Below are 18,791 nucleotides of genomic sequence, written 5' to 3'. Positions count from 1 at the left end.
TCATCTCTCTCAGGTGGTGGTCGGCTCGGCTTCGAGCGAGTGTGCGATGTCCGTCCAGGCGGAGAACGGGGTCAGGTCGACCGGGTCGTGCGTGGTGCCGCACCCCTCGCAGTGGCGCAGCGTGTCCTTCTCGTTGAACTCGGCGCAGGCGTCGTAGTAGGCCTGCTGCGAGATCGTGTCGGCGGTGTCCCACTCGACGCGGTGCAGCTCCCGGTCGCAGCCCGGGCAGTACCAGGCCACCCCCTCCAGCCCGGGAACCCGGGCCTTGTACCGCAGTTGCACGCCCTCCTCGGTGGGCACGATGCGGTGCGGTGTGCCGGCGGGGATGTAGACGTGGTCGCCGATCTCCATCGAGAACCGGAGGACCGAGGTCTCCTTGAGGTGCACCACCGCGGTGCCCGACAGCTGGGCCAGGACGTTGTCCTTGCCGCAGATCAGCCAGAACGGCTGCGCGACCGTGTTGCGCGACAGGTGCGCCTGCGGGTCGACGTTGGCCGGTAGCACCGGCACATCGGCGTAGTCGCCGAGGTCCTGCGCCGCCTTGAGCCCGTTCAGCATGCGCCGCCGCTTCATGCCCGCACCGCCTTCTTCGCGTCGCCGAGGGCTTCGATCGCCGCGCGGAGCGCGGCCTCGGACCGGTTCGCCGTGCGGGTCTGGTCCACCCAGCGTTGCCAGCCCCACTTGGGTTCCGGGAACTCGTCGTTCACCTGACCGCAGTTGCCGCACGTGCGCACGGATTCGTCGTTCAGCCGGGCCGCGGCCTCGGCGCTGCCCCAGATCGTGCTGAACACCGGGTACTCGTCGTCGGCGCTGCCGCCCCACTGCGCGGGGTCGTGCCCCTCGACACCCCGGGGTGTCGACTCGTAGTCGAACCGCACGAGCTCTTCGTGGCACTTCTTGCAGCGGAAGATGATCGCTTCGTGTTGCCGCTCGTCGTCGGACTGGCGCTGGGTGATCGTCATGACCGCGTAGGAGCCGGGGTCCTTGGGGTCGCGGAGGAAGGAGTTCACCCCGTGCAACGACTGGTTGGCGAAGATCTGTCCGGTCTGGAGCATGGCGCCGCTGGCGCCGTAGACCACGGTGAGTTCTTCGACGGTGTTCCAGTGGAAGAAGTGCCCGAACTCGCCGTCGTCCGGCTCGCCGGTGAAGATCGCGCCGCAGGGCACCACGGCGCCGGCGTCGTGGTACGGGAACAAGGCGAGCAGCTGGCACGAGGCGTCGGCCATGCGCTGGAACACGTTCGCCTTGAGTGGCTCACGGCGGCCGTCTGGTGGGGGGATCCGGTGCGCTGTCTCGGACATCGTTGTCTCCTGGAATTGCCGGTGACCGGTGCTGGGAACCATTGTTGTCAGGTAGCTGACAAGAAGTCAAGTACCTGACTACATGCCTCCGGATGACACTGTGTGAACATGCTCCGGTGACTGATGAGGGATCGACGCGCATCGGCGACGCCGTCACGCGGCTCGTGCTCACGACGTTCCGGGCCAACGGGGTCTTCCTGGCGGCCGGGGACCGGCTGGTGGCCGGCCAGGAGCTGACCTCCGCGAGGTGGCAGGTGCTGGGAGCGATCACGCTGGCCGAGCGCCCCTTGACGGTGGCGCAGATCGCCCGGCGGATGGGGTTGTCGCGGCAAAGCGTGCACGCGACCGTCCGGCGTCTCGTCGAGCGCGGCCTGGTGACGTTCGCGGCGAACGAGGACCACCGCCGCTCCCCGCTGGTGCGGATCACCGACGCGGGTGCCGCGGCTTACGCGGAGGCGGGGCGCAAGCAGGAGGACTGGGCGAGGTGGCTCGGCGCCGGGATTCCGGTGGCGGACCTCGAAGCGGCCGAACGGGTCATCGGGGAGTTGTGCCGGCGCCTGGAAGACGGAGGTCCGGGAATGGACGGCATCGATCCGTCGCGGGAGGAGGCCTGACGTGCAGATCACGGCTCATGGCTGCCTCCCTGGACGGTACCGGGCTCTCTCGCACGATAGCCGGGTTCCAGAACCGGCGGCCCGGAATTCTGTCGTGCGGAACAACCGGTGGTTTCTATTGTGGACAGTCCGGTGGTTGCCGTCCGGCGACGACCTCGTGCAGTGCTTCCAGCAGCTCGCCGGGAACCTCGCACAGGTCGTCGCCGGTGCCGTCAGCGGGGGGCATGCTGCCCGGTCATCAGCTCGGCCAGGTCGTCCGGCTGCAGGAACGACGGAGGCGGCGGCGGGCCCCAGTTGAACAGGCCCTTGGCGCCTTCCCACACCTCGGGTTTCCAGATGTCGTCCTCGGGGATGCAGTCCATGTCGGAGTAGTACTCCGAGAAGTTGCCCGCGGGATCCTTGAGGTACCAGAAGAAGTTCGAACCCGCGTGGTGGCGGCCCAGCCCCCACACGTGCCGCTCGGGGTGGCCTTCGAGCATGGCGCAGGCACCGCGGCCGACGTCGTCGACGTCGTCGACCTGCCAGCTGGTGTGGTGCAGGAAGTTCACCGGCGCCGCCATGGCCAGCACGTTGTGGTGGTCGACCGAACAGCGCATGAACGCGCCCTTGTCGCCGATGTAGTCGCTGACCTTGAACCCGATGCCCTCGGTGAAAAAGCCCATCGTCGCCTGGAGGTTGGTCGTGCCGAGCACCGTGTGGCCGAGTTTCTTCGGCTGCACACGGGTCGTCCGGACCACGCCGGGAGCCCGGCCCGACCGCTCCAGCCGGCCGGGACCGTTGTACGGCGTGGCCGGAACCGGCGTCTGTGCGATGCGCGGCGCGACCTCGACCCGGACGACCGCACCGGTGATGGGTTCGGTGGCGCGCAGCACGTTGCTGTCGAAGTCCCTGGGCACGCCCAGCCGCTCCAGCCGCACCGCGATCCGGGCGATGTCGTCGGAGTCGTCGACGCCGACGCCGAGCTCCACGAGCCGCCGGACGGGCGTGCGCACGAGGCGAAGCTGCTCGCCGCCGTCCTGGGTGGCGAACACCCCCTGGCCGCGGTGGTCGAGCCCGAACTCCGTGTAGTACGCGATCGTGGCCTCGAGGTCGGGTACCCCGATGGTGACGCTGGTGAGTCTGTGCAGGCTCATGTCATACCTCCCGTGCCTCGGTGAAAGTCTGGTTGAGCTCGCCGATGCCCTCGATCCAGCTGTGCAGCTTCTCGCCGGGCCGGATGAACCGCTGGGGCTGCCTGCCCTGGCCGACTCCGGCGGGAGTGCCGGTGAAGACGAGGTCGCCGGGGTGGAGCACGATCGTCTGCGAGAGCTTCGACAGCAGCTCGGCGACCGGGAAGATGAGGTCCTTCGTGCGGCCCTGCTGCACGATCTCGCCGTCGAGCGAGCAGCCGAGTTCGAGATCGTCCTTGTCCGGCACCGAATCGGGGGTCACCAGCCACGGGCCGACCGGGGCGAAACCCGGGTAGGACTTGCCGAGGCTGAACTGCGGCGCGGGCCCCGCCAGCTGGGAGACGCGCTCGGACAGGTCCTGTCCGACGGTGAGTCCCGCGACGTGGTCCCAAGCCTCCTCGACACCGGCCTTCGCCATGCGCTCCCCGATGACGACCACGAGCTCGACCTCCCAGTCGGTGTGCCCGCCCGGCGGGAGCACCACCTCGGTGTCGGGCCCGCTGAGGCTGCTGTCGAACTTGGTGAACACCGGCGGCAACCGGTCCGGCACGGCGAACCCGGACTCGGCCGCGTGCTCGCGGTAGTTCAGCCCGACCGCCACGATCTGCCGCGGTTGGGGTGAAGGCGACCCCAGCCGCGCGCGGGTGAAGGGCGCGGCTCCCGAGGTGTCGGCCGACTCCGCCCACGCGCGGAAACCCTTCCAGTCCTCGTAGAGCTCCGGCAGGCCGGGGCCGAACTTGCCACCGCTGGCGGACTCCACGTCCACCCCGCGGTCGTCGGCGGTGAGCAGGACGGCACGACCGTCCACATTGGCCAATCTCATGCGTTCTCCTGGCTCGGGTCGGTGGTCACGTCGGCGAACTGGACGCCGTGTCGTTCGGCGACCATGGCGGTGACGTGCCGGGCGATGATGTCCTTGTGTTCCGGGTGGTTCAGGTAGTCGCGCAGCGCGTCTTCGCTGTCGAACGCCGCCGTGACGGCGAAGTCGCCGTTGCCCGCGCGGAGGCCGAGGTCCGCTCCGCAGGCGTAGGAGACGACACCGGGAAGTGTTCCGGCGAGCTCGCGGAGTTCCTTCGCCAGCACCGCGACCTCGGCGGCGGTGACCCCCGGTTTCATCCGGAACGCGACGACGTGGTGGTACAAGGTGATCACCTCACACCAGGGGGGTGATGGTCTCGTCGACGCCGAGCAGCGCCTTGCCGTAGACCTCGTAGCTCACGGCGGGGCTCACGACGGCGTGGCGTGCCGCGGTCGCGGAGTCGCGCCAGATGCGCTGCAGCGGGTTCACCTCGGCGAACGATCCGGCGCCGTGCGCGTACAGCAGGATTTCGATGGCGCGGGTGATGCATTCCGCGACGTAGCCGGTGTCCGATCGCACGCGGGCGCGGGTGAGGAGGTCGGGGTAGACACCGCGCGCGGCGGCCTCGTCGATGTCGTCGGCGGCCCGGTAGGCGTGCAGGTGCGCGGTGTCGATCAGCCGCGCCGCTTCGGCGATCTGGAGCTGGAACGCCGTCGAGTCCTGCTGCGCGGCGAAGAACGTGTAGGAGATCGGCTTCTTCGCCGCCTTGCCCACCACCAGCTCCAGCGCGGCGCGGCCCATGCCCAGCTGCGGCCCGACGAGCACCAGCGCGAGCACGGGGACGAACGCGGACCGGTAGAGCGCCTCGGTGTCCTTGTGCTCGGTCGGGTACTCGCCGACGATGGCCGCCGGCACCCGCATCACGCGGTGCTCGGGCACGAAGACGTTCTCGGCGACCAGGCAGTTGCTGCCGCTGGACCGCATGCCCGCGACGAACCAGGTGTCCTCGAGATCCAGGTCCGCCCGGGGGATCAGGACCAGGGCCTGGTCGACCACTTCGCCCGTCTCGTCGGTGAGGGGGACGCCCAGCGCCGCCCAGGTGGCGTGCCAGGAGCCGGAGTTGTAGTACCACTTCCCGGTCACCCGCCAGCCGCCGTCGACCTTGACGGTCTCCGCGGTCGGGGTGAGCACGCCGGACACCTTGGCCTCCGGGTCGGCGCCGAACACGTCGTCCTGGGCCCGCGCCGGGAACAGGCCCGTCAGCCAGGCGCACACGTTCGTCAGCGTCAGCACCCACGAGGTGCCCCCGTCGGCTTCCGCGACCGCCGCCGACACGTCGAGCATCGTGCGCATGGACGTCTCGTATCCGCCGTAACGCCTGGGCACCGCCAACTTGAACAACCCGGCGTCGGTCATCGCCTGGATGCTCTCCTCGACGACCCTGCGGTCGGTCTCACCGGCGGCGGCGTTCTTGCTCAGCAGCGGCTTGAGGTCACGGGCGCGCGCGACGAGTTCGGACGTGCTGGGAACGGCCGGGGCGGGGGAGGTGGTCTGTGCTGTCATCGGTTCTCCTGGGGTCCTTCCGGTGGCTGTCTCAACAGGACAGTGCGGCGATGTGGTCGGCGATCGGCCGTCGTGGCCGGCTGCTGAAACGCGAGTGGGTGCCGAAAGTGCGGTAGCCGTAGACGAGCGGCGCGAGCTGGACGGACGCCGCGTGGGTCACGCGGCCGACGAGGATGAGGTGATCACCGGCCTCGACGGTCTGCCAGAGATCGCACGCGGCCCAGCCGGCGGTGCCGTCCAGCCGCGGTAGCCCGTGGGAGGTGGACCAGCCGGTGACCGCGAACCGGTCGACGTCCCTGCGGGCGAACGCCGTCGCGACGTCCTCCTGGCCCGCGTTGAGCACGTTGATCCCGAAGCGCCCGCTCCCGGTGATCCTCGACAGCAGGCTGGACCGCCGGTCCAGCGCGATCGACAGGAGCGCCGGCCGCAGCGAGACCGAGGCCAATGAGCTGACCGTGGCGCCGTGCGGGCCGTCCTCGTCGGAGGTGGTGACCACGGTGACGGGAGCGCAGACCCCCGCCATGAGATCGCGGAAGTGCTGGTCGAGCATGTGTGCCTCCATTGGCAAGCACGGGGAAATCCACCATGCTGAATTCTGTCCGCAAGTCTGGGAGGGGGACTGTTCACCTGTCAACAGTTCTGGCAAAATTCGTCATGCTGGATTTGGTCCGACGGGCGAAGGGTGCTACCTGCGATGACTGCCGACATCCCCGCGCTGCGCAGGGAGGACTGGGAGCCGCGGCGCTGGCGCACCCTCACCGCGCCGGAACGCGCCGCGGAGGAGATCGCGGCGCTGGCCGCGAACCTGAAACCGGGCGACCGGCTGGGCACGAAGGACGACATCCGGGCCCACTGCGGGGTGTCGGTCGGCACCTTCAACGAGGCCCTGCGGATGGCGCAGCAGCGGGGCATCGTCCGGGTGAAGTCGGGTCCCGGGGGCGGACTGTTCGTCGACCACCAGTCGCCGCTGGTGCGGCTGGGCAACTCGATGCTGGCGGTCGACCAGGACGCCGCTTCGGTGGCCGACGCCATCCGCCTCCGCGACGCGCTCGACCCGCTCCTCGTCGAGGACGCGCTGAAGCACGCCTCGGCCAAGGACATCGCGGCGATGCGGGCCGAACTCCGGAAGATGAAGGAGGCGGCGCAGGACTGCGACGGGACGGCGTTCATCCGGGCGAACTGGGCACTGCACGCGCGGATCGCCGAGGTCAGCCCCAGCCCGATCCTGCGTCCGCTCTACCTCAACCTGCTCGAGATGGTCGAGGCGCACCTGCTGTCGGTGCAGCCGGGTGAGGGGCAGCCGCTGCCGGAGTTCATCGAGGACCGCTACCGGCTGCACGCGGCACTGGTCGACGCGATCGCCGACGGGGACGTCAAGGCCCTCGACATCATCGCCGAGCACAACACGACCCAGCGGTTGTCGAACCACGTTCCCGGCCCCGCCTGATCACGCCGAGAGTTCGCCGGCGACCGCGGTCGCCGTGGCGGACAGCGCGGCGACCCAGGCCGGGAGCAGGTCGTGGTCGAAGCGGGCCGAGGGTAGCGCCAGGGACAGCGCAGCGGCGGGGGGCTGGCCCGCCGGCCAGGGGATCGCGACCCCGACGGCGGTGAGGCCGAGCTCGGTCAGCTGGTCGTTGATCGCGAAGCCGCGCTTGCGCACCAGCCCCAGCTCGCGCCGCAGCCGGGTGAGGTTGACGTCGGTGCCGGTGTACCGGTGGGTCAGCTCGGCGGGCGGCAGCGCGGCCAGCACGGCCTTGCCGCCGGAGGTCAGGTGCGCGGGCAGCACCCGCCCGGCCCGGTCACCGACCCGCAGGACCTGGTCGCACTCCACGGTCGCCAGGAACCGCACCTCGGTACCGGCGAGGACCTGGAGGTTGACGGTTTCCCGCAGGCGCGCCACCAGTGCCCGCAGGTGCGGCATCGCGGCCTGCCGCAGCACCGCGACCGGCGCGGCGACGGGGTCCGCGGGCCGGAGCACGGGACCGGCCTGGTACCGGCGGTCCGGCCCCTGCTCGGCGAAGTCCCGGTACACCAGCATCGCCAGCAGCCGGTGTGCCGTGGAGCGGGAGACACCCAGCCGCTCCGCCGCTTCCGACACCCCCATCGGCCCCTCCTGCTGCAGCAGGGTGGCGAGGTGGAGCGCGTGGTCGACCGAGTCGATCGCGTAAGGAGGCTTGTTCTTCACAGCAGAATCCTAGATCCCTTGGCCCAGAACGTGCCTTAAGTTTCCCTCCGGTACGCCAGGAAGGAGCCGCCACGTCATGGCCAGCAACCAGCCGGACCCGTCCCCGGAGCTCGACGAGCTGTACCGGGGCTTCGAGAAGGAACTGCTCGTTCCACTGTGGACGGAGATCGGGGATCTGATGCCGGCCTCCCCGTCGCCGGCGATGCGCCCGCACGTGTGGCGGTGGCAGACCCTGCTCCCGCTGGCGGAGAAGGCGGGTGAGCTGGTGCCGGTCGGCCGTGGCGGTGAGCGCCGTGCCATCGCACTGGCCAACCCGGGTCTCGGGGGCGCGCCGTACGCGACCCCGACGCTGTGGGCGGCCATCCAGTACCTCGGCCCGGGCGAGAACGCCCCGGAGCACCGGCACACGCAGAACGCCTTCCGGTTCGTCGTCGAGGGCGAGGGCGTGTGGACCGTGGTCAACGGCGATCCGGTCGCCATGCGGCGCGGGGATTTCCTGCTGACCCCCGGCTGGCACTTCCACGGCCACCACAACACCTCCCGTGAGCCGATGGCCTGGATCGACGGCTTGGACATCCCGTTCGTGCACTACACCGGCTCGGCCTTCTTCGAGTTCGGCCCGGACCAGGTGTCCAGCACCGAAACCCCGGACCGCTCGCGGGCGGAGCGGCTGTGGGGCCACCCCGGCCTGCGCCCGGTGTCGCAGCCCGCGCCCGCGGTGAGCTCGCCGCTCGCCGCCTACCGGTGGGAGCACACCGATGCGGCGCTGAGCGACCAGCTGGCACTGGAGGACGAGCACCACCCCGGGGTCGTGGAACCCGGTCACGCCGCGGTCCGCTTCACCAACCCGGCCACCGGGGGCGACGTCATGCCCACGATCCGCGCGGAGTTCCACCGGCTGCGTGCCGGGGTCGAGACAGCCCCGCGGCGTGAGGTCGGCTCGTCGGTGTGGCAGGTGTTCGAGGGGGCAGGCACCGTCCGCGTCGGTGACGCGGAATGGGCTGTCGACCACGGCGACCTGTTCGTCGTGCCGTCCTGGGCCGAGCTGACCCTGGCCGCCGGCACCCAGCTGGACCTGTTCCGGTTCAGCGACACCCCGGTCTTCGAGCGGCTGCACGCCGACCGGGTGCAGGTGGGAGGACAGCAGCGGTGAAACTCGCGACCCTGCGCACCGCCGAGGGCACGCGGGCCGTCCGTGTCGAGGGCGACCGCTACGCCGAACTCGGTGCGCCCCACGTGGGGGCCTGGCTGAGCCAGGAGGACTGGCGCGCCCGGGCCGAGGCGATCACCCCCGAGCGGCCGCTGGCCGGTGCGGACCTGGCCCCGGTCGTGCCGCGACCGGGCAAGATCCTGTGCGTCGGCCTGAACTACCGCACCCACATCCTCGAGATGGGCCGCGAACTGCCGCGCCACCCGACGCTGTTCGCCAAGTTCCCCGAGGCGCTGATCGGCCCCGCGGACCCGATCGCCCTGCCGCCGGAGTCGGATGCGGTGGACTGGGAGGCCGAACTGGCCGTCGTCCTCGGTGCCACCGTGCGGCGCGCGAGCGAGGCGGAAGCCGCCGGGGCCATCGCCGGGTTCAGCGTCCTCAACGACATCACCACCCGGGACTGGCAGTACCGGTCGCCGGAGTGGTTGCAGGGCAAGACGTTCGAGGGCACCACGCCCTTCGGCCCGTACCTGGTGACGCCGGACGAGCTGCCCGGTGGTACCCGGCCCGCCCTGGACCTCAGCTGCTCGGTGGACGGTGAGCAGGTGCAGAAGGCCGGCACCGACGACCTTGTGTTCGACCCCGTCCAGCTGGTCCGGTACGCGTCCACGATCGTCACGCTGCGGCCCGGCGACGTCATCGCCACGGGCACTCCTGGCGGTGTCGGGCACGCCCGCAAACCGCCGCGCTACCTGTCCGACGGGGTGCGGGTGGTGACCGAGATCAGCGGCCTGGGCCGCCTGGAGAACGTGGCCCGCGATGAGCGGCCGTGAGTGGCTGGACGAGGCCACCCGGCTGGTGCTGACGACGATCGACGGACTCGCCGACGAGGAGTTCGACGCCCCGATCCCGTTGCCGGGCTGGACCCGCCGCCACCTCGTCGCGCACCTGCACTACAACGCCGAAGCGTTGCGGCGCCTGGTCAGCTGGGCCCGTACCGGCGTCGAATCCCGCATGTACGCCGGCACTGAGCAGCGCGGCGCCGAAATCGAGGCGGGCGCCAGGCTGCCCGTCGCCGAACTGCGTCAGATGGTGCGCGAATCGGCGGACGCGCTGGCCGCGGATCTGGACGCCCTGCCCGAGGCGGCGTGGGCGAACCAGGTGGTCACCGCGCAGGGCCGGACGGTCCCGGCGACGGAGATCGTCTGGATGCGCACTCGCGAGGTCGCCGTGCACGCGGTCGACCTCGACCGCGGGGTGGGGTTCGAGGACCTGCCCGGAGACCTGGTCGAGGCCCTCATCGGCGACACGCTCAAGCGCCGCATCGCGCAGGGACACGGGCCGGCTCTCGCGCGCTGGCTCACCGGACGCACCAGCCGGCCGCCCGAGCTCGGCCCCTGGCTGTAGGAGGAGAAGACATGACCGACACCGATGTCGTGGTGGTGGGTGGCGGGATCGGCGGGCTGGCCAACGCCCTCGCGCTGGCCTCCGCCGGCCACCGCGTCCGCGTGCTGGAACAGGCGCCCGCGTTCGCCGAGGTGGGCGCCGGGCTGCAGCTGGCGCCCAACGCCACCCGGATCCTGCGCGAGTGGGGGCTGCTCGACGAGGTCGTCGCCCGCGGTGTGCTGCCGCGGCGGCTCGTCCTCAAGGACGCGCTGGACGGCGCTGAGCTGACCTCGCTCGACCTGGGCCGGGACTTCGTGGACCGGTACGGCGCGCCGTACGTGGTGATCCACCGCAGCGATCTGCTGACGATCCTCCACGACGCCTGCCAAGGCGTGGGAGTCGAGCTGCTTGCCGACCACAGGGTCGACGCGGTCGAGCTGATGCCCGGGGAGGCTCGCGTCCGGGCAGGGGAGCGGGAGTTCGCGGCGGATGTGGTCCTCGCCGCGGACGGGCTGTGGTCGTCGCTGCGACGGCGGGTGTCCGGCGACGAGCCGGTGTGCTCGGGTTACGTCGCCTACCGGGGCACGCGGCCGGTGTCCGAGGTGACGGGGCTGGATTCCGACGTCCTCACCGACGTGGTCGTCCACTTCGGACCGAAGTGTCATCTGGTGCAGTACCCCTTGCGTGGCGGCGAGCTGCTCAACACCGTCGCCGTGTTCGCCTCGCCTGCCTATGACCGCGGAGAAGCCGAGTGGGGCGGCCCGGAGGAACTGGACGCGGCGTTCGAAGGCACGTGCGATGCCGTGCGTCGCGGCCTGGCGTGGCTTTGGCGCGACCGGCGGTGGCCGATGTACGACCGGCTGCCGGTGGACACGTGGGTGGACGCGCGACTGGCCCTCACCGGCGACGCGGCGCACCCGATGCTGCAGTACCTCGCCCAGGGCGCCTGCCAGGCCCTGGAGGACGCGCACACCCTCGCCGGCGAGGTCGGCAAGCAGGAAGCAGGATCCACTTTGGACTGGCCGGCCGCGCTCGCGGCCTACCAGCACGCGCGCACCCCCCGCACCGCCCGCGTGCAGTCCAGCGCCCGCGTGTGGGGCGAACTGTGGCACTGCGACGGTCTCGCCCGCCTGCTGCGCAACACCTACCTCACCGAACGCCGGGTGGACGACTACCGCTGGACCGACTGGCTCTACCAGCCCTGACGGAGGGGGTGCCCTGCCCGAGGCCGAACGGAACTCGGCGTGGCTGCTGTTCCTGGACGAAGAGATCGCGGCCCGGCACCGCGACTGGGAGGCGTCGGCAACGCGGCACCGTCGGCATCCTGAGAAAGACCGCCGGCGAAGATCCCGGCAACCCCCGGCTGGCCGCGCTGGTCGGCGAGCTGGCCGTCCGGAGCGAGACGTTCCGACGGCTCTGGGCCGAGCACCACGTCTTCGAGAAGACCACCGGGATCAACCTCGTGCGCCATCCCGACGTCGGTGACGTCGACCTTTCCTATGTCGCTTGGACGACGCCGGGGGCGCCGGACCAGATGCTGGTCACCTACATGGCAGAGCCGGGCTCGAAATCCGCGGAAGTCCTGCGGATCCTCGGGTCGATGCCCGCTCCTACCACGGCAGCGGCGACCTTCGTACCCAACGACGCGCGGCCGGGAAACGAAACACGCGATCAGCGGCCCGCTCAAGACGAGGGCGTGTTGCCCTGCCGGATCTGCCGGAGGGCGATTCCTCTGCCGCGTCCGGCTGGTCTCCACTCACATGACAGAAACGACCAACACAGCGCCGACGGCTCGGGGCGCCGCGGCCGGCGGGGTGGCGGGTGCCCACCGGTGGACCCTGGTGCTCGCCGGCCTCGGCGCTTTCCTGGCCTCGCTCGATGTCGTGGTGGTGGCGACGGCGTTGCCGACGCTGCAGTCCCGGCTCGGCGCGAGCCTGTCCGATCTCGAATGGACCATCAACGGCTACAACCTCGCCTTCGCCTGCCTGATCCTCACCGGGTCGGCGCTGGGCGACCGGTTCGGCCGGCGCCGGATGTACGTCCTCGGCGTCGGGGTGTTCAGCCTCGCTTCGGCGGCGTGCGCGTTGTCGTCGAGTGCCGCGGTGCTCATCGCGGCGCGTGTGGTGGAAGGCGCCGGGGCGGCTGTGGTGCTGCCGCTGAGCCTGACCCTGATCAGTGACGCGTTCCCGGCCGAGCGCCGCGGGGTGGCGATCGGAGTGTGGGGCGGGATCACCGGGCTCTAAGACGACGCGTGCGTAGTACGCAGAAACACTGTCCCGTCCGGGACGGCCACCGACGTCGGTGGCTCGCTGCGCGAGGTGAAACGGAGAATCGTGGTGCTTGCCGCTGGCATGCGGGAATTCGGTGGCCCGGTCGAGCTGCTCGACCTGCCGGAGCCAGCCGGCCCCGGTTCAGCCGAAGTGGTGATCGACGTCTCGGCGGCCGGTGTCGGCAACTGGGACGACATCGTCCGTTCGGGCGGTTGGGACGTCGGGCTGACACCGCCGATGGCGCTCGGCGTGGAGGTGGCCGGGACGGTGGTCGCGGTCGGCTCGAACGTCACCGGCTTCCGGCCGGGTGACGAAGTCCTCGGCCATCCGCTCCCGTTGCGGCACCAGGGCTGCTGGGCCGAACGGGTGGTGGTCGACGCCGGACTGGTCGTGCCGAAACCCCCTGGCGTGCCGTGGGAGACGGCGGCGGCGTTCCCCGTGCCCGCCCTGACCGCCGAGCAAGCGCTTTCCGAATCCCTCCGAGTCGCCGGGAACGAGACGCTGCTCGTCCACGGCGCGGGAGGCGCGACCGGCGGACTCGCCGTGCGGCTCGCAGCCCTGCGTGGCGCCCGGGTGATCGCCACCGCCGGGTCGGCGAGCGCGGATCGAGTGGGACGGGCCGGCGCGGTCGAGGTCCTCGACTACCGCGACCGGACCTGGCCGGAGCGGATCCGCGAATGGACCGGCGGCGCCGGAGTCGACAGCGCCCTCAACGCGGTACCCGGCGGCAGTGCCGACACGGTCCGGGCGGTGCGCGAAGGCGGCCGGCTGGCGACGATCACGGGCGACCGGCGGCCGGCCGGGTCGGGCGTCAGCTTCGCGGACGTCTACGTCCGCCCGGACTCCGCGCAGCTCACGAAGCTGAGCGCACTGCTCGGCGAGGGCAAGCTCTCCCTCCCGGTGGGCGTCACCCTGCCGCTCGCCGAGGCGGCAGCCGCGCTCGAGCGCGCGGTCCGGGGCGCCAACGGCGGTCCGGTCGTCCTGCTCACGGGCCGGCGGCCGTCGAACCCCTGAGTCAGCCGACGGGAAGCTGACGCAGTCGGCTGTCTACCAGACCGGCGGTCACGTGTGCCGGTCGTCTTCGGCCGCGACGGCCGGGTCCTGCTCGCGGAGTAAGACCGGCTCCGGCCGCGACACCAATGCAGCATGAGCTCACCGACCACGCCGACCAGGGGCACCGGCGCGCTCGGCCGGCGCCTCGGGGAGGCCGCAGGCCACGCGGACCGGCGGTACCACCTGGCCAAGGGCCTGCGGCACCAGCTGAACAAGGTGTTCCCGACCCACTGGTCCTTCCTGATCGGCGAGGTGGCGCTCTACAGCTTCCTCCTCGTCATCGCGACCGGCGTGTACCTCACGCTCTTCTTCGACCCCTCCAGGCAAGAAGTCGTCTACCACGGCAGCTTCACCGACATGCGGGGCCTGGCGATGTCCCAGGCCTTCCGCACGACGCTGGACCTCTCCTTCGACGTCCGCGGCGGGCTCTTCGTGCGGCAGCTGCACCACTGGGGTGCGCTGATCTTCATCGCGGCCTCGCTCCTGCACACCTTCCGGATCTTCTTCACCGGTGCCTTCCGGCGCCCGCGGGAGGCCAACTGGGTGCTCGGGGTGCTGCTGCTCCTGATCAGCATGTTCGAGGGCTTCTTCGGCTACTCGCTCCCGGACGACCTGCTGTCCGGCACCGGCATCCGCGCGACCCTCTCGGGCATTGTGCTGTCGGTGCCCGTGATCGGCACCTGGCTCCACTGGGCCCTGTTCGGCGGCGAGTTCCCCGGCGACCAGATCATCCCGCGGCTCTACACCCTGCACATCCTCGTGCTGCCGGGCATCCTCCTCGCCCTCACCGGTGTGCACCTGGCGCTGGTGTGGTTCCAGAAGCACACGCAGTTCCCCGGCGTGCGGGCGAACGAGACCAACGTCGTCGGCATCCGGATCATGCCCGAGTTCGGCCTCCACGGTGGCGCGCTCGCCGTGCTCGTCACGGGTGTGATCGCCCTGATGGCGGGGTTGTTCCAGATCAACCCGGTGTGGAACTTCGGCCCCTACAACCCGGCGCAGGTGTCCGCGGGTTCGCAACCGGACTGGTACATGGCCTGGGCCGACGGCATGCTCCGGATCTGGCCGGCCTGGGAGGTCTACCTCGGGGACCACACGATCCCGGCGGCGTTCTTCCCCGGCGTGGTCGGCATCCCGCTGCTCTTCGGCATCCTGACCCTCTACCCGTGGATCGAGCGGAAGCTCGCGAAGGACACCGGCCACCACAACCTGCTCCAGCGGCCGCGCGACGCCCCGGTCCGCACCTCGCTGGGCGTGATGGCGCTCGGGTTCCTCCTCGTCATCGAGCTGTCGGGCTTCAACGACATCATCGCCGACCAGTTCCACATCTCGCTCAACGCCACCACGTGGGCGGGCCGCATCGGCGTGCTGCTCGTGCCGCCGATCGCCTACCACGTGACCTACCGGATCTGCCTCGGCCTGCAGCGGGCCGACCGCGAGGTGCTCGAACACGGCATCGAGACCGGCATCATCGAGCGCCTGCCGCAGGGCGCGTTCATCGAGATCCACCAGCCACTGGCCGCCACCCCGCTCGACTACCGGGGCGCGCCGGTGCCGAAGAAGATGAACAAGCTGGGGTTCGGCGGCCGGCCCGTGCCCGGTTCACTGTGGACACCGGACCCGCCGGAGGAGACCGCGGCGCTGGAACAGGGACGGTCCAAGTGACCGAAGACAAGCCCGATCGCACGGCGAGCAGGTCGGGGTCGCCGACGTCGACGAACTCGAGCAGGCCAGGGAGAACGGCATCCGGTCCTGGAAGGAGTCCCGTGCCCCGAGCGCTGGAGTCGCTCAGCCCCGCTGATGGCGAGCGAGTGGCCGCGGAGAACCTCGTCGCAGCGCTGACGGCCGGCCGGATCGTCTACGACGACGGCGCCGAACAAGTCTTCGACGCCGACGGCGTCACCACCTACGTCGAGCGGGGCCACCCGACGCGCGGTGAGTGGTACGTCGACAGCCACGGTCGCTTCGCCTCGTTCTGGCCACCCAGCTACCGCGCGTCGTACGACTTGCGATGGCTGGTCGAGGACGGTTCGATCGTCGGCCTGCGCTTCACCCACACCGAAGGCGGTTCGGAGTTCTCCGGCCGCTACGCCTGAGCGCGGGCGGTACGAACCGGCGGTAAGAAGTCCGGCCGACCCGGCGCCAAGCAACCATGACGAACGCGGTGAACGGCAAAGCGGTGCTCCGCCTGCCCCGGTTGGCCGGGAAGGTGGACCGGGTGCTGGCGGCCGTGGTCACGGTGCAGGCCGTGCTCGTGCTGGCCGGTTTCTTGTTGCTGGGGCTGCTCGCCGGGGGTGTCGCCCTGCTGGAAGGGGCGTGTCTCACCGTGTCCGGTGTCGTCGGTCCCGCGATCGGCATCACGCGCCACTTCCGGGTCGCGGCCCGGCACGGAGTGGCTCTCGTCCTCGCTTCGGCGTCCGGCTCGCTGGTCCTGGGCGTGCTGTTCCACTTCGTCCTCGCTGGCTCCGCCCGCCTCCGTGTCGTCGTGGGTTCCGGAGGCGGCGCACTGGCCCGGGTTCCCGAAGTCTGCGCGACGCTCCAGGTGGCCGCGAGCGCGGCGGCGGTGCTGGTCGCCGTGCTCGTCTTGGGCCGTCGGACGTCGATCTTGTCCCTCGGCCGGCTTCCCCGGTGAGGCGGGACGCCGTGCGCAAGATCTTGATCGTCGGCGGCGGCTACGCGGGCTTCTACGCCGCCTGGAAGCTCGAAAAGAAGCTGCGGCGGGGACAGGCCGAAGTCACCGTGGTCGACCCGCGGCCGTACCTGACCTATCAGCCGTTCCTGCCCGAGGTGGTGGCCGGCTCGATCGAGGCACGCCACGCCGCGGTTTCGCTGCGCCGCCACCTGCACCGCACGCGCGTCGTCACCGGGATGGTCACCGCGCTCGACCACGAGCACCGGGTGGTCACGGTCCGGCCAGCCGACGGCGACGCGTTCGAGCTGAGCTACGACCTCGTGGTGGTCACCGCGGGTGCGGTCACCCGGACGTTCCCGATCCCCGGCATCGCGGAGCAGGCGATCGGGCTCAAGCACGTCGAGGAGGCGGTCGCGATCCGCGACCGGCTGCTGACGTCCTTCGACCGGGCGGCCACGCTCCCGCCGGGGCCGTCGCGGCGGAAGCTGCTCATGGTGACCTTCGTCGGCGGCGGCTTCTCCGGCGTCGAAGGCTTCGCCGAGCTGCTGTCGCTGGCGACGTCGCTGCTGCGGCGCTATCCCGAACTGGACCGCGACGAGCTGCGGTTCCACCTGGTCGAGGCGTCCGGCCGGATCCTGCCCGAGGTGACCGGCGCACCCGGCCGCTGGGTGGTGGGCTTCCTGCGGGGGCGGGGCGGGCGGGTGCACCTCAACACCCAGGTCGAGTCGGCGACCGGCGGGCGGGTGGTGCTGTCCACCGGTGAGACGTTCGACTCGGGGCTGATCGTGTGGACGGCGGGCAACGCGGCGAACCCGGTGGTGGGCAGGCACACCGACCTGCCGGTGGACGAGCGCGGGTTCCTCGTCGTCCGACCCGACCTCCGGGTCGGGACCGACCTCGAGCCGGTCCCCGGTGCGTGGGCCGCCGGGGACGACGCGGGGATCGAGGACCTGACCGCGCCGGTCCCGGGCACTCGCACGGTGCCCAACGCCCAGCACGCCGTCCGCCAGGGCAAGCTGCTCGCCCGGAACATCGCCGCGACCCTGCGCGGTGGCAAGCCGAAGAACTACCGGCACCGCAGCCTCGGCGCGGTCGCGACGCTCGGCATCGGGCACGGCATCTTCCAGTACCGGCGGCTGGTGCTGAAAGGACCGCTCGCCTGGCTGCTCCACCGTGGTTACCACGTGCTGGCGGTTCCCAGCTGGGAACGCAAGGTCCGGGTGCTGGCGATCTGGCTGACCGCCGGGGTGTTCGGCCGCGACATCGTCTCGCTGGCGTCGGTACAGCAGCCGCGCACCGCGTTCGTGAACGGCGGGGAACCGCCCGGAAACTCGTTGTCCAGTGGGAGAAAACCATGAAGACCACCGCCCCCCGCCCCCTCGCCACGCGGCCCCACCCGGTGCGCCGTCCCGTGCAGGGCTCGGCGTTGCTGCGGCTGGTGCGCACCACGGATCACAAGCAGATCAGCGTGATGTACCTCGTCACGGCCTTCGCCTTCTTCATGGTCGGCGGGGCGATGGCCATGCTGGTCCGCTCCGAACTCGCGCGGCCCGGCCTTCAGTTCCTCTCGCAGGAGCAGTACAACCAGCTGTTCACCATGCACGGCACGATCATGCTGCTGATGTACGCGACCCCGATCCTCTTCGGGTTCGCGAATTTCGTCCTGCCGCTGCAGATCGGTTCGCCCGACGTCGCTTTTCCGCGGCTGAACGCGTTTTCGTACTGGCTCTACCTCTTCGGTAGCCTGATCGTCGTCTCGGGCTTCCTCACCCCCGGCGGCGCGGCGGAGTTCGGGTGGACCGGCTACACGCCGTTGTCCGAAGCCACGCACACCCCCGGCCCCGGCACCGACCTGTGGATCATGGGCCTGATCGTCAGCGGCCTCGGCACGATCCTCGGCGCGGTCAACATGATCACCACCGTGATCTCGCTGCGCGCGCCTGGCATGACGATGTACCGGATGCCGGTCTTCACCTGGAACATCCTGGTCACGTCGATCCTGATCCTCGTCGCGTTCCCCATCCTCACTGCGGCGTTCTTCGGACTGGAGGCCGACCGCCGGCTGGGCGCGCACGTGTTCGACCCCGCCAACGGCGGCGTGATCCTGTGGCAGCACCTGTTCTGGTTCTTCGGCCACCCCGAGGTCTACATCATCGCGCTGCCGTTCTTCGGCATCGTGTCGGAGATCTTCCCGGTGTTCAGCCGTAAACCGCTCTTCGGCTACAAAGGACTGATCTTCGCGACGCTGGCGATCGCCGCGCTTTCGTTCTCCGTCTGGGCGCACCACCTCTACGCCACCGGTGCGGTGCTGCTGCCCTTCTTCTCCTTCATGACCTTCCTGATCGCGGTGCCGACCGGCGTCAAGTTCTTCAACTGGATCGGCACGATGTGGAAGGGGCACCTGACCTTCGAGACGCCGATGATCTTCTCGATCGGCTTCCTGGTCACGTTCCTCTTCGGTGGCCTGACCGGCATCCTGCTGGCGGCGCCCGCGATCGACTTCCACGTGTCGGACAGCTACTTCGTCGTGGCGCACTTCCACTACGTGCTCTACGGCACGATCGCCTTCGCGACGTTCGCCGGGATCTACTTCTGGTTCCCGAAGATCACGGGCCGGATGCTGGACGAGAAGCTGGGCAAGCTCCACTTCTGGACCACGTTCATCGGCT

Annotated in this window: 21 protein-coding genes and 1 pseudogene; 14 read left to right on the top strand and 8 right to left on the bottom strand. The window is 70.6% G+C overall.

Annotated features, from left to right (window positions below; all coding sequences use genetic code 11):
* Nucleotides 1–9 precede the first annotated feature (9 nt).
* Together ABFX51_RS07005 and ABFX51_RS07000 are read right to left on the bottom strand one after the other, a co-directional pair.
* Nucleotides 10–573, bottom strand: coding sequence for a cupin domain-containing protein (locus tag ABFX51_RS07005; protein ID WP_346052881.1), 564 nt, complete (start codon nucleotides 571–573; stop codon nucleotides 10–12).
* A complete protein-coding gene (locus tag ABFX51_RS07000) occupies nucleotides 570–1,301 on the bottom strand; it encodes a hypothetical protein (RefSeq protein ID WP_346052879.1) in 732 nt (243 codons plus the stop codon). The genes ABFX51_RS07005 and ABFX51_RS07000 overlap by 4 nt, the downstream gene beginning before the upstream one ends.
* A 116-nt stretch (nucleotides 1,302–1,417) precedes the next feature.
* Here ABFX51_RS07000 and ABFX51_RS06995 point away from each other — a divergent pair, with 116 nt between their 5' ends.
* On the top strand, nucleotides 1,418–1,915 hold the full coding sequence (locus ABFX51_RS06995) for a MarR family winged helix-turn-helix transcriptional regulator (protein WP_346052877.1): 498 nt from the start codon (nucleotides 1,418–1,420) through the stop codon (nucleotides 1,913–1,915).
* 212 nt (nucleotides 1,916–2,127) lie between these two features.
* Here ABFX51_RS06995 and ABFX51_RS06990 read toward each other — a convergent pair whose 3' ends face one another.
* From ABFX51_RS06990 to ABFX51_RS06970, 5 genes are read right to left on the bottom strand one after another with little or no spacing between them, the layout of a single operon-like run.
* Nucleotides 2,128–3,048, bottom strand: coding sequence for a VOC family protein (locus tag ABFX51_RS06990; RefSeq protein ID WP_346052875.1), 921 nt, complete (start codon nucleotides 3,046–3,048; stop codon nucleotides 2,128–2,130).
* A 1-nt stretch (nucleotide 3,049) separates the two neighbouring features.
* The gene (locus ABFX51_RS06985; protein ID WP_346052873.1) at nucleotides 3,050–3,907 is read right to left on the bottom strand and encodes a fumarylacetoacetate hydrolase family protein; all 858 of its coding nucleotides are present in this window, start codon (nucleotides 3,905–3,907) and stop codon (nucleotides 3,050–3,052) included.
* Nucleotides 3,904–4,236: a Dabb family protein gene (locus ABFX51_RS06980; protein WP_346052871.1), complete on the bottom strand. Its 333-nt coding sequence runs from the start codon at nucleotides 4,234–4,236 to the stop codon at nucleotides 3,904–3,906. The genes ABFX51_RS06985 and ABFX51_RS06980 overlap by 4 nt, the downstream gene beginning before the upstream one ends.
* 1 nt (nucleotide 4,237) lies before the next feature.
* A complete protein-coding gene (locus tag ABFX51_RS06975; protein WP_346052869.1) occupies nucleotides 4,238–5,446 on the bottom strand; it encodes an acyl-CoA dehydrogenase family protein in 1,209 nt (402 codons plus the stop codon).
* A gap of 31 nt (nucleotides 5,447–5,477) precedes the next feature.
* The gene (locus ABFX51_RS06970) at nucleotides 5,478–5,996 is read right to left on the bottom strand and encodes a flavin reductase family protein (protein ID WP_346052868.1); all 519 of its coding nucleotides are present in this window, start codon (nucleotides 5,994–5,996) and stop codon (nucleotides 5,478–5,480) included.
* A 144-nt stretch (nucleotides 5,997–6,140) separates the two neighbouring features.
* On the opposite strand from ABFX51_RS06970, the gene ABFX51_RS06965 reads away from it, so the two are divergent.
* On the top strand, nucleotides 6,141–6,893 hold the full coding sequence (locus tag ABFX51_RS06965) for a FadR/GntR family transcriptional regulator (protein ID WP_346052866.1): 753 nt from the start codon (nucleotides 6,141–6,143) through the stop codon (nucleotides 6,891–6,893).
* Here the strand turns inward: ABFX51_RS06965 and ABFX51_RS06960 are convergent, their stop codons facing one another.
* Nucleotides 6,894–7,631, bottom strand: coding sequence for an IclR family transcriptional regulator (locus tag ABFX51_RS06960; protein ID WP_091515683.1), 738 nt, complete (start codon nucleotides 7,629–7,631; stop codon nucleotides 6,894–6,896).
* A gap of 76 nt (nucleotides 7,632–7,707) precedes the next feature.
* On the opposite strand from ABFX51_RS06960, the gene ABFX51_RS06955 reads away from it, so the two are divergent.
* The 12 genes and pseudogenes from ABFX51_RS06955 to ABFX51_RS06905 all read left to right on the top strand — a co-directional run.
* Nucleotides 7,708–8,784, top strand: coding sequence for a cupin domain-containing protein (locus ABFX51_RS06955; protein ID WP_346052863.1), 1,077 nt, complete (start codon nucleotides 7,708–7,710; stop codon nucleotides 8,782–8,784).
* Entirely contained in the window at nucleotides 8,781–9,614 is an 834-nt protein-coding gene (locus tag ABFX51_RS06950) for a fumarylacetoacetate hydrolase family protein (protein WP_346052862.1), read from the top strand. Before ABFX51_RS06955 ends, ABFX51_RS06950 begins: the two co-directional genes overlap by 4 nt.
* Nucleotides 9,601–10,188 carry a maleylpyruvate isomerase family mycothiol-dependent enzyme gene (locus ABFX51_RS06945; protein WP_346052860.1) on the top strand — a complete coding sequence of 196 codons (588 nt, stop codon included), beginning with the start codon at nucleotides 9,601–9,603 and terminating at the stop codon, nucleotides 10,186–10,188. The genes ABFX51_RS06950 and ABFX51_RS06945 overlap by 14 nt, the downstream gene beginning before the upstream one ends.
* Nucleotides 10,189–10,199: 11 nt before the next feature.
* On the top strand, nucleotides 10,200–11,372 hold the full coding sequence (locus ABFX51_RS06940) for an FAD-dependent monooxygenase (protein ID WP_346052858.1): 1,173 nt from the start codon (nucleotides 10,200–10,202) through the stop codon (nucleotides 11,370–11,372).
* Nucleotides 11,261–11,701, top strand: a pseudogene (locus ABFX51_RS39600) (MmyB family transcriptional regulator); the annotation flags it as partial. The gene ABFX51_RS06940 and the pseudogene ABFX51_RS39600, both read left to right, overlap by 112 nt.
* Nucleotides 11,702–11,927: 226 nt before the next feature.
* Nucleotides 11,928–12,410: an MFS transporter gene (locus ABFX51_RS06935; protein ID WP_091515672.1), complete on the top strand. Its 483-nt coding sequence runs from the start codon at nucleotides 11,928–11,930 to the stop codon at nucleotides 12,408–12,410.
* A 90-nt stretch (nucleotides 12,411–12,500) separates the two neighbouring features.
* Nucleotides 12,501–13,451 carry an NADP-dependent oxidoreductase gene (locus tag ABFX51_RS06930; RefSeq protein WP_143250000.1) on the top strand — a complete coding sequence of 317 codons (951 nt, stop codon included), beginning with the start codon at nucleotides 12,501–12,503 and terminating at the stop codon, nucleotides 13,449–13,451.
* Nucleotides 13,452–13,583: 132 nt separating this feature from the next.
* Nucleotides 13,584–15,155 carry a cytochrome bc1 complex cytochrome b subunit gene (gene qcrB / locus ABFX51_RS06925; RefSeq protein WP_091515667.1) on the top strand — a complete coding sequence of 524 codons (1,572 nt, stop codon included), beginning with the start codon at nucleotides 13,584–13,586 and terminating at the stop codon, nucleotides 15,153–15,155.
* Between the two features lie 101 nt (nucleotides 15,156–15,256).
* Nucleotides 15,257–15,586 (top strand): hypothetical protein, encoded by a 330-nt coding sequence (locus ABFX51_RS06920; RefSeq protein ID WP_091515664.1) that lies wholly within the window; start codon nucleotides 15,257–15,259, stop codon nucleotides 15,584–15,586.
* A gap of 56 nt (nucleotides 15,587–15,642) precedes the next feature.
* Nucleotides 15,643–16,122 carry a hypothetical protein gene (locus ABFX51_RS06915; RefSeq protein WP_091515662.1) on the top strand — a complete coding sequence of 160 codons (480 nt, stop codon included), beginning with the start codon at nucleotides 15,643–15,645 and terminating at the stop codon, nucleotides 16,120–16,122.
* A gap of 11 nt (nucleotides 16,123–16,133) precedes the next feature.
* Nucleotides 16,134–17,480 carry an NAD(P)/FAD-dependent oxidoreductase gene (locus tag ABFX51_RS06910; RefSeq protein ID WP_091515798.1) on the top strand — a complete coding sequence of 449 codons (1,347 nt, stop codon included), beginning with the start codon at nucleotides 16,134–16,136 and terminating at the stop codon, nucleotides 17,478–17,480.
* A partial coding sequence (locus ABFX51_RS06905) for a cbb3-type cytochrome c oxidase subunit I (protein ID WP_346052854.1) occupies nucleotides 17,477–18,791 on the top strand: 1,315 nt, incomplete at its 3' end. The genes ABFX51_RS06910 and ABFX51_RS06905, both read left to right, overlap by 4 nt.

It is taken from the genome of Amycolatopsis dongchuanensis (assembly GCF_039542405.1).
GTDB classification, from domain to species: Bacteria; Actinomycetota; Actinomycetes; order Mycobacteriales; family Pseudonocardiaceae; genus Amycolatopsis_E; species Amycolatopsis_E sacchari.
This window is presented reverse-complemented; position numbering and strand designations above follow the sequence as displayed.

Coding starts and splice junctions, on each gene's coding strand:
- ABFX51_RS07005 (WP_346052881.1), bottom strand. CDS start 573: ATGAAGCGGCGGCGCATGCTGAACGGGCTCAAGGCGGCGCAGGACCTC.
- ABFX51_RS07000 (WP_346052879.1), bottom strand. CDS start 1,301: ATGTCCGAGACAGCGCACCGGATCCCCCCACCAGACGGCCGCCGTGAG.
- ABFX51_RS06990 (WP_346052875.1), bottom strand. CDS start 3,048: ATGAGCCTGCACAGACTCACCAGCGTCACCATCGGGGTACCCGACCTC.
- ABFX51_RS06985 (WP_346052873.1), bottom strand. CDS start 3,907: ATGAGATTGGCCAATGTGGACGGTCGTGCCGTCCTGCTCACCGCCGAC.
- ABFX51_RS06975 (WP_346052869.1), bottom strand. CDS start 5,446: ATGACAGCACAGACCACCTCCCCCGCCCCGGCCGTTCCCAGCACGTCC.
- ABFX51_RS06970 (WP_346052868.1), bottom strand. CDS start 5,996: ATGCTCGACCAGCACTTCCGCGATCTCATGGCGGGGGTCTGCGCTCCC.
- ABFX51_RS06965 (WP_346052866.1), top strand. CDS start 6,141: ATGACTGCCGACATCCCCGCGCTGCGCAGGGAGGACTGGGAGCCGCGG.
- ABFX51_RS06955 (WP_346052863.1), top strand. CDS start 7,708: ATGGCCAGCAACCAGCCGGACCCGTCCCCGGAGCTCGACGAGCTGTAC.
- ABFX51_RS06945 (WP_346052860.1), top strand. CDS start 9,601: ATGAGCGGCCGTGAGTGGCTGGACGAGGCCACCCGGCTGGTGCTGACG.
- ABFX51_RS06940 (WP_346052858.1), top strand. CDS start 10,200: ATGACCGACACCGATGTCGTGGTGGTGGGTGGCGGGATCGGCGGGCTG.
- ABFX51_RS06935 (WP_091515672.1), top strand. CDS start 11,928: ATGACAGAAACGACCAACACAGCGCCGACGGCTCGGGGCGCCGCGGCC.
- qcrB (WP_091515667.1), top strand. CDS start 13,584: ATGAGCTCACCGACCACGCCGACCAGGGGCACCGGCGCGCTCGGCCGG.
- ABFX51_RS06915 (WP_091515662.1), top strand. CDS start 15,643: ATGACGAACGCGGTGAACGGCAAAGCGGTGCTCCGCCTGCCCCGGTTG.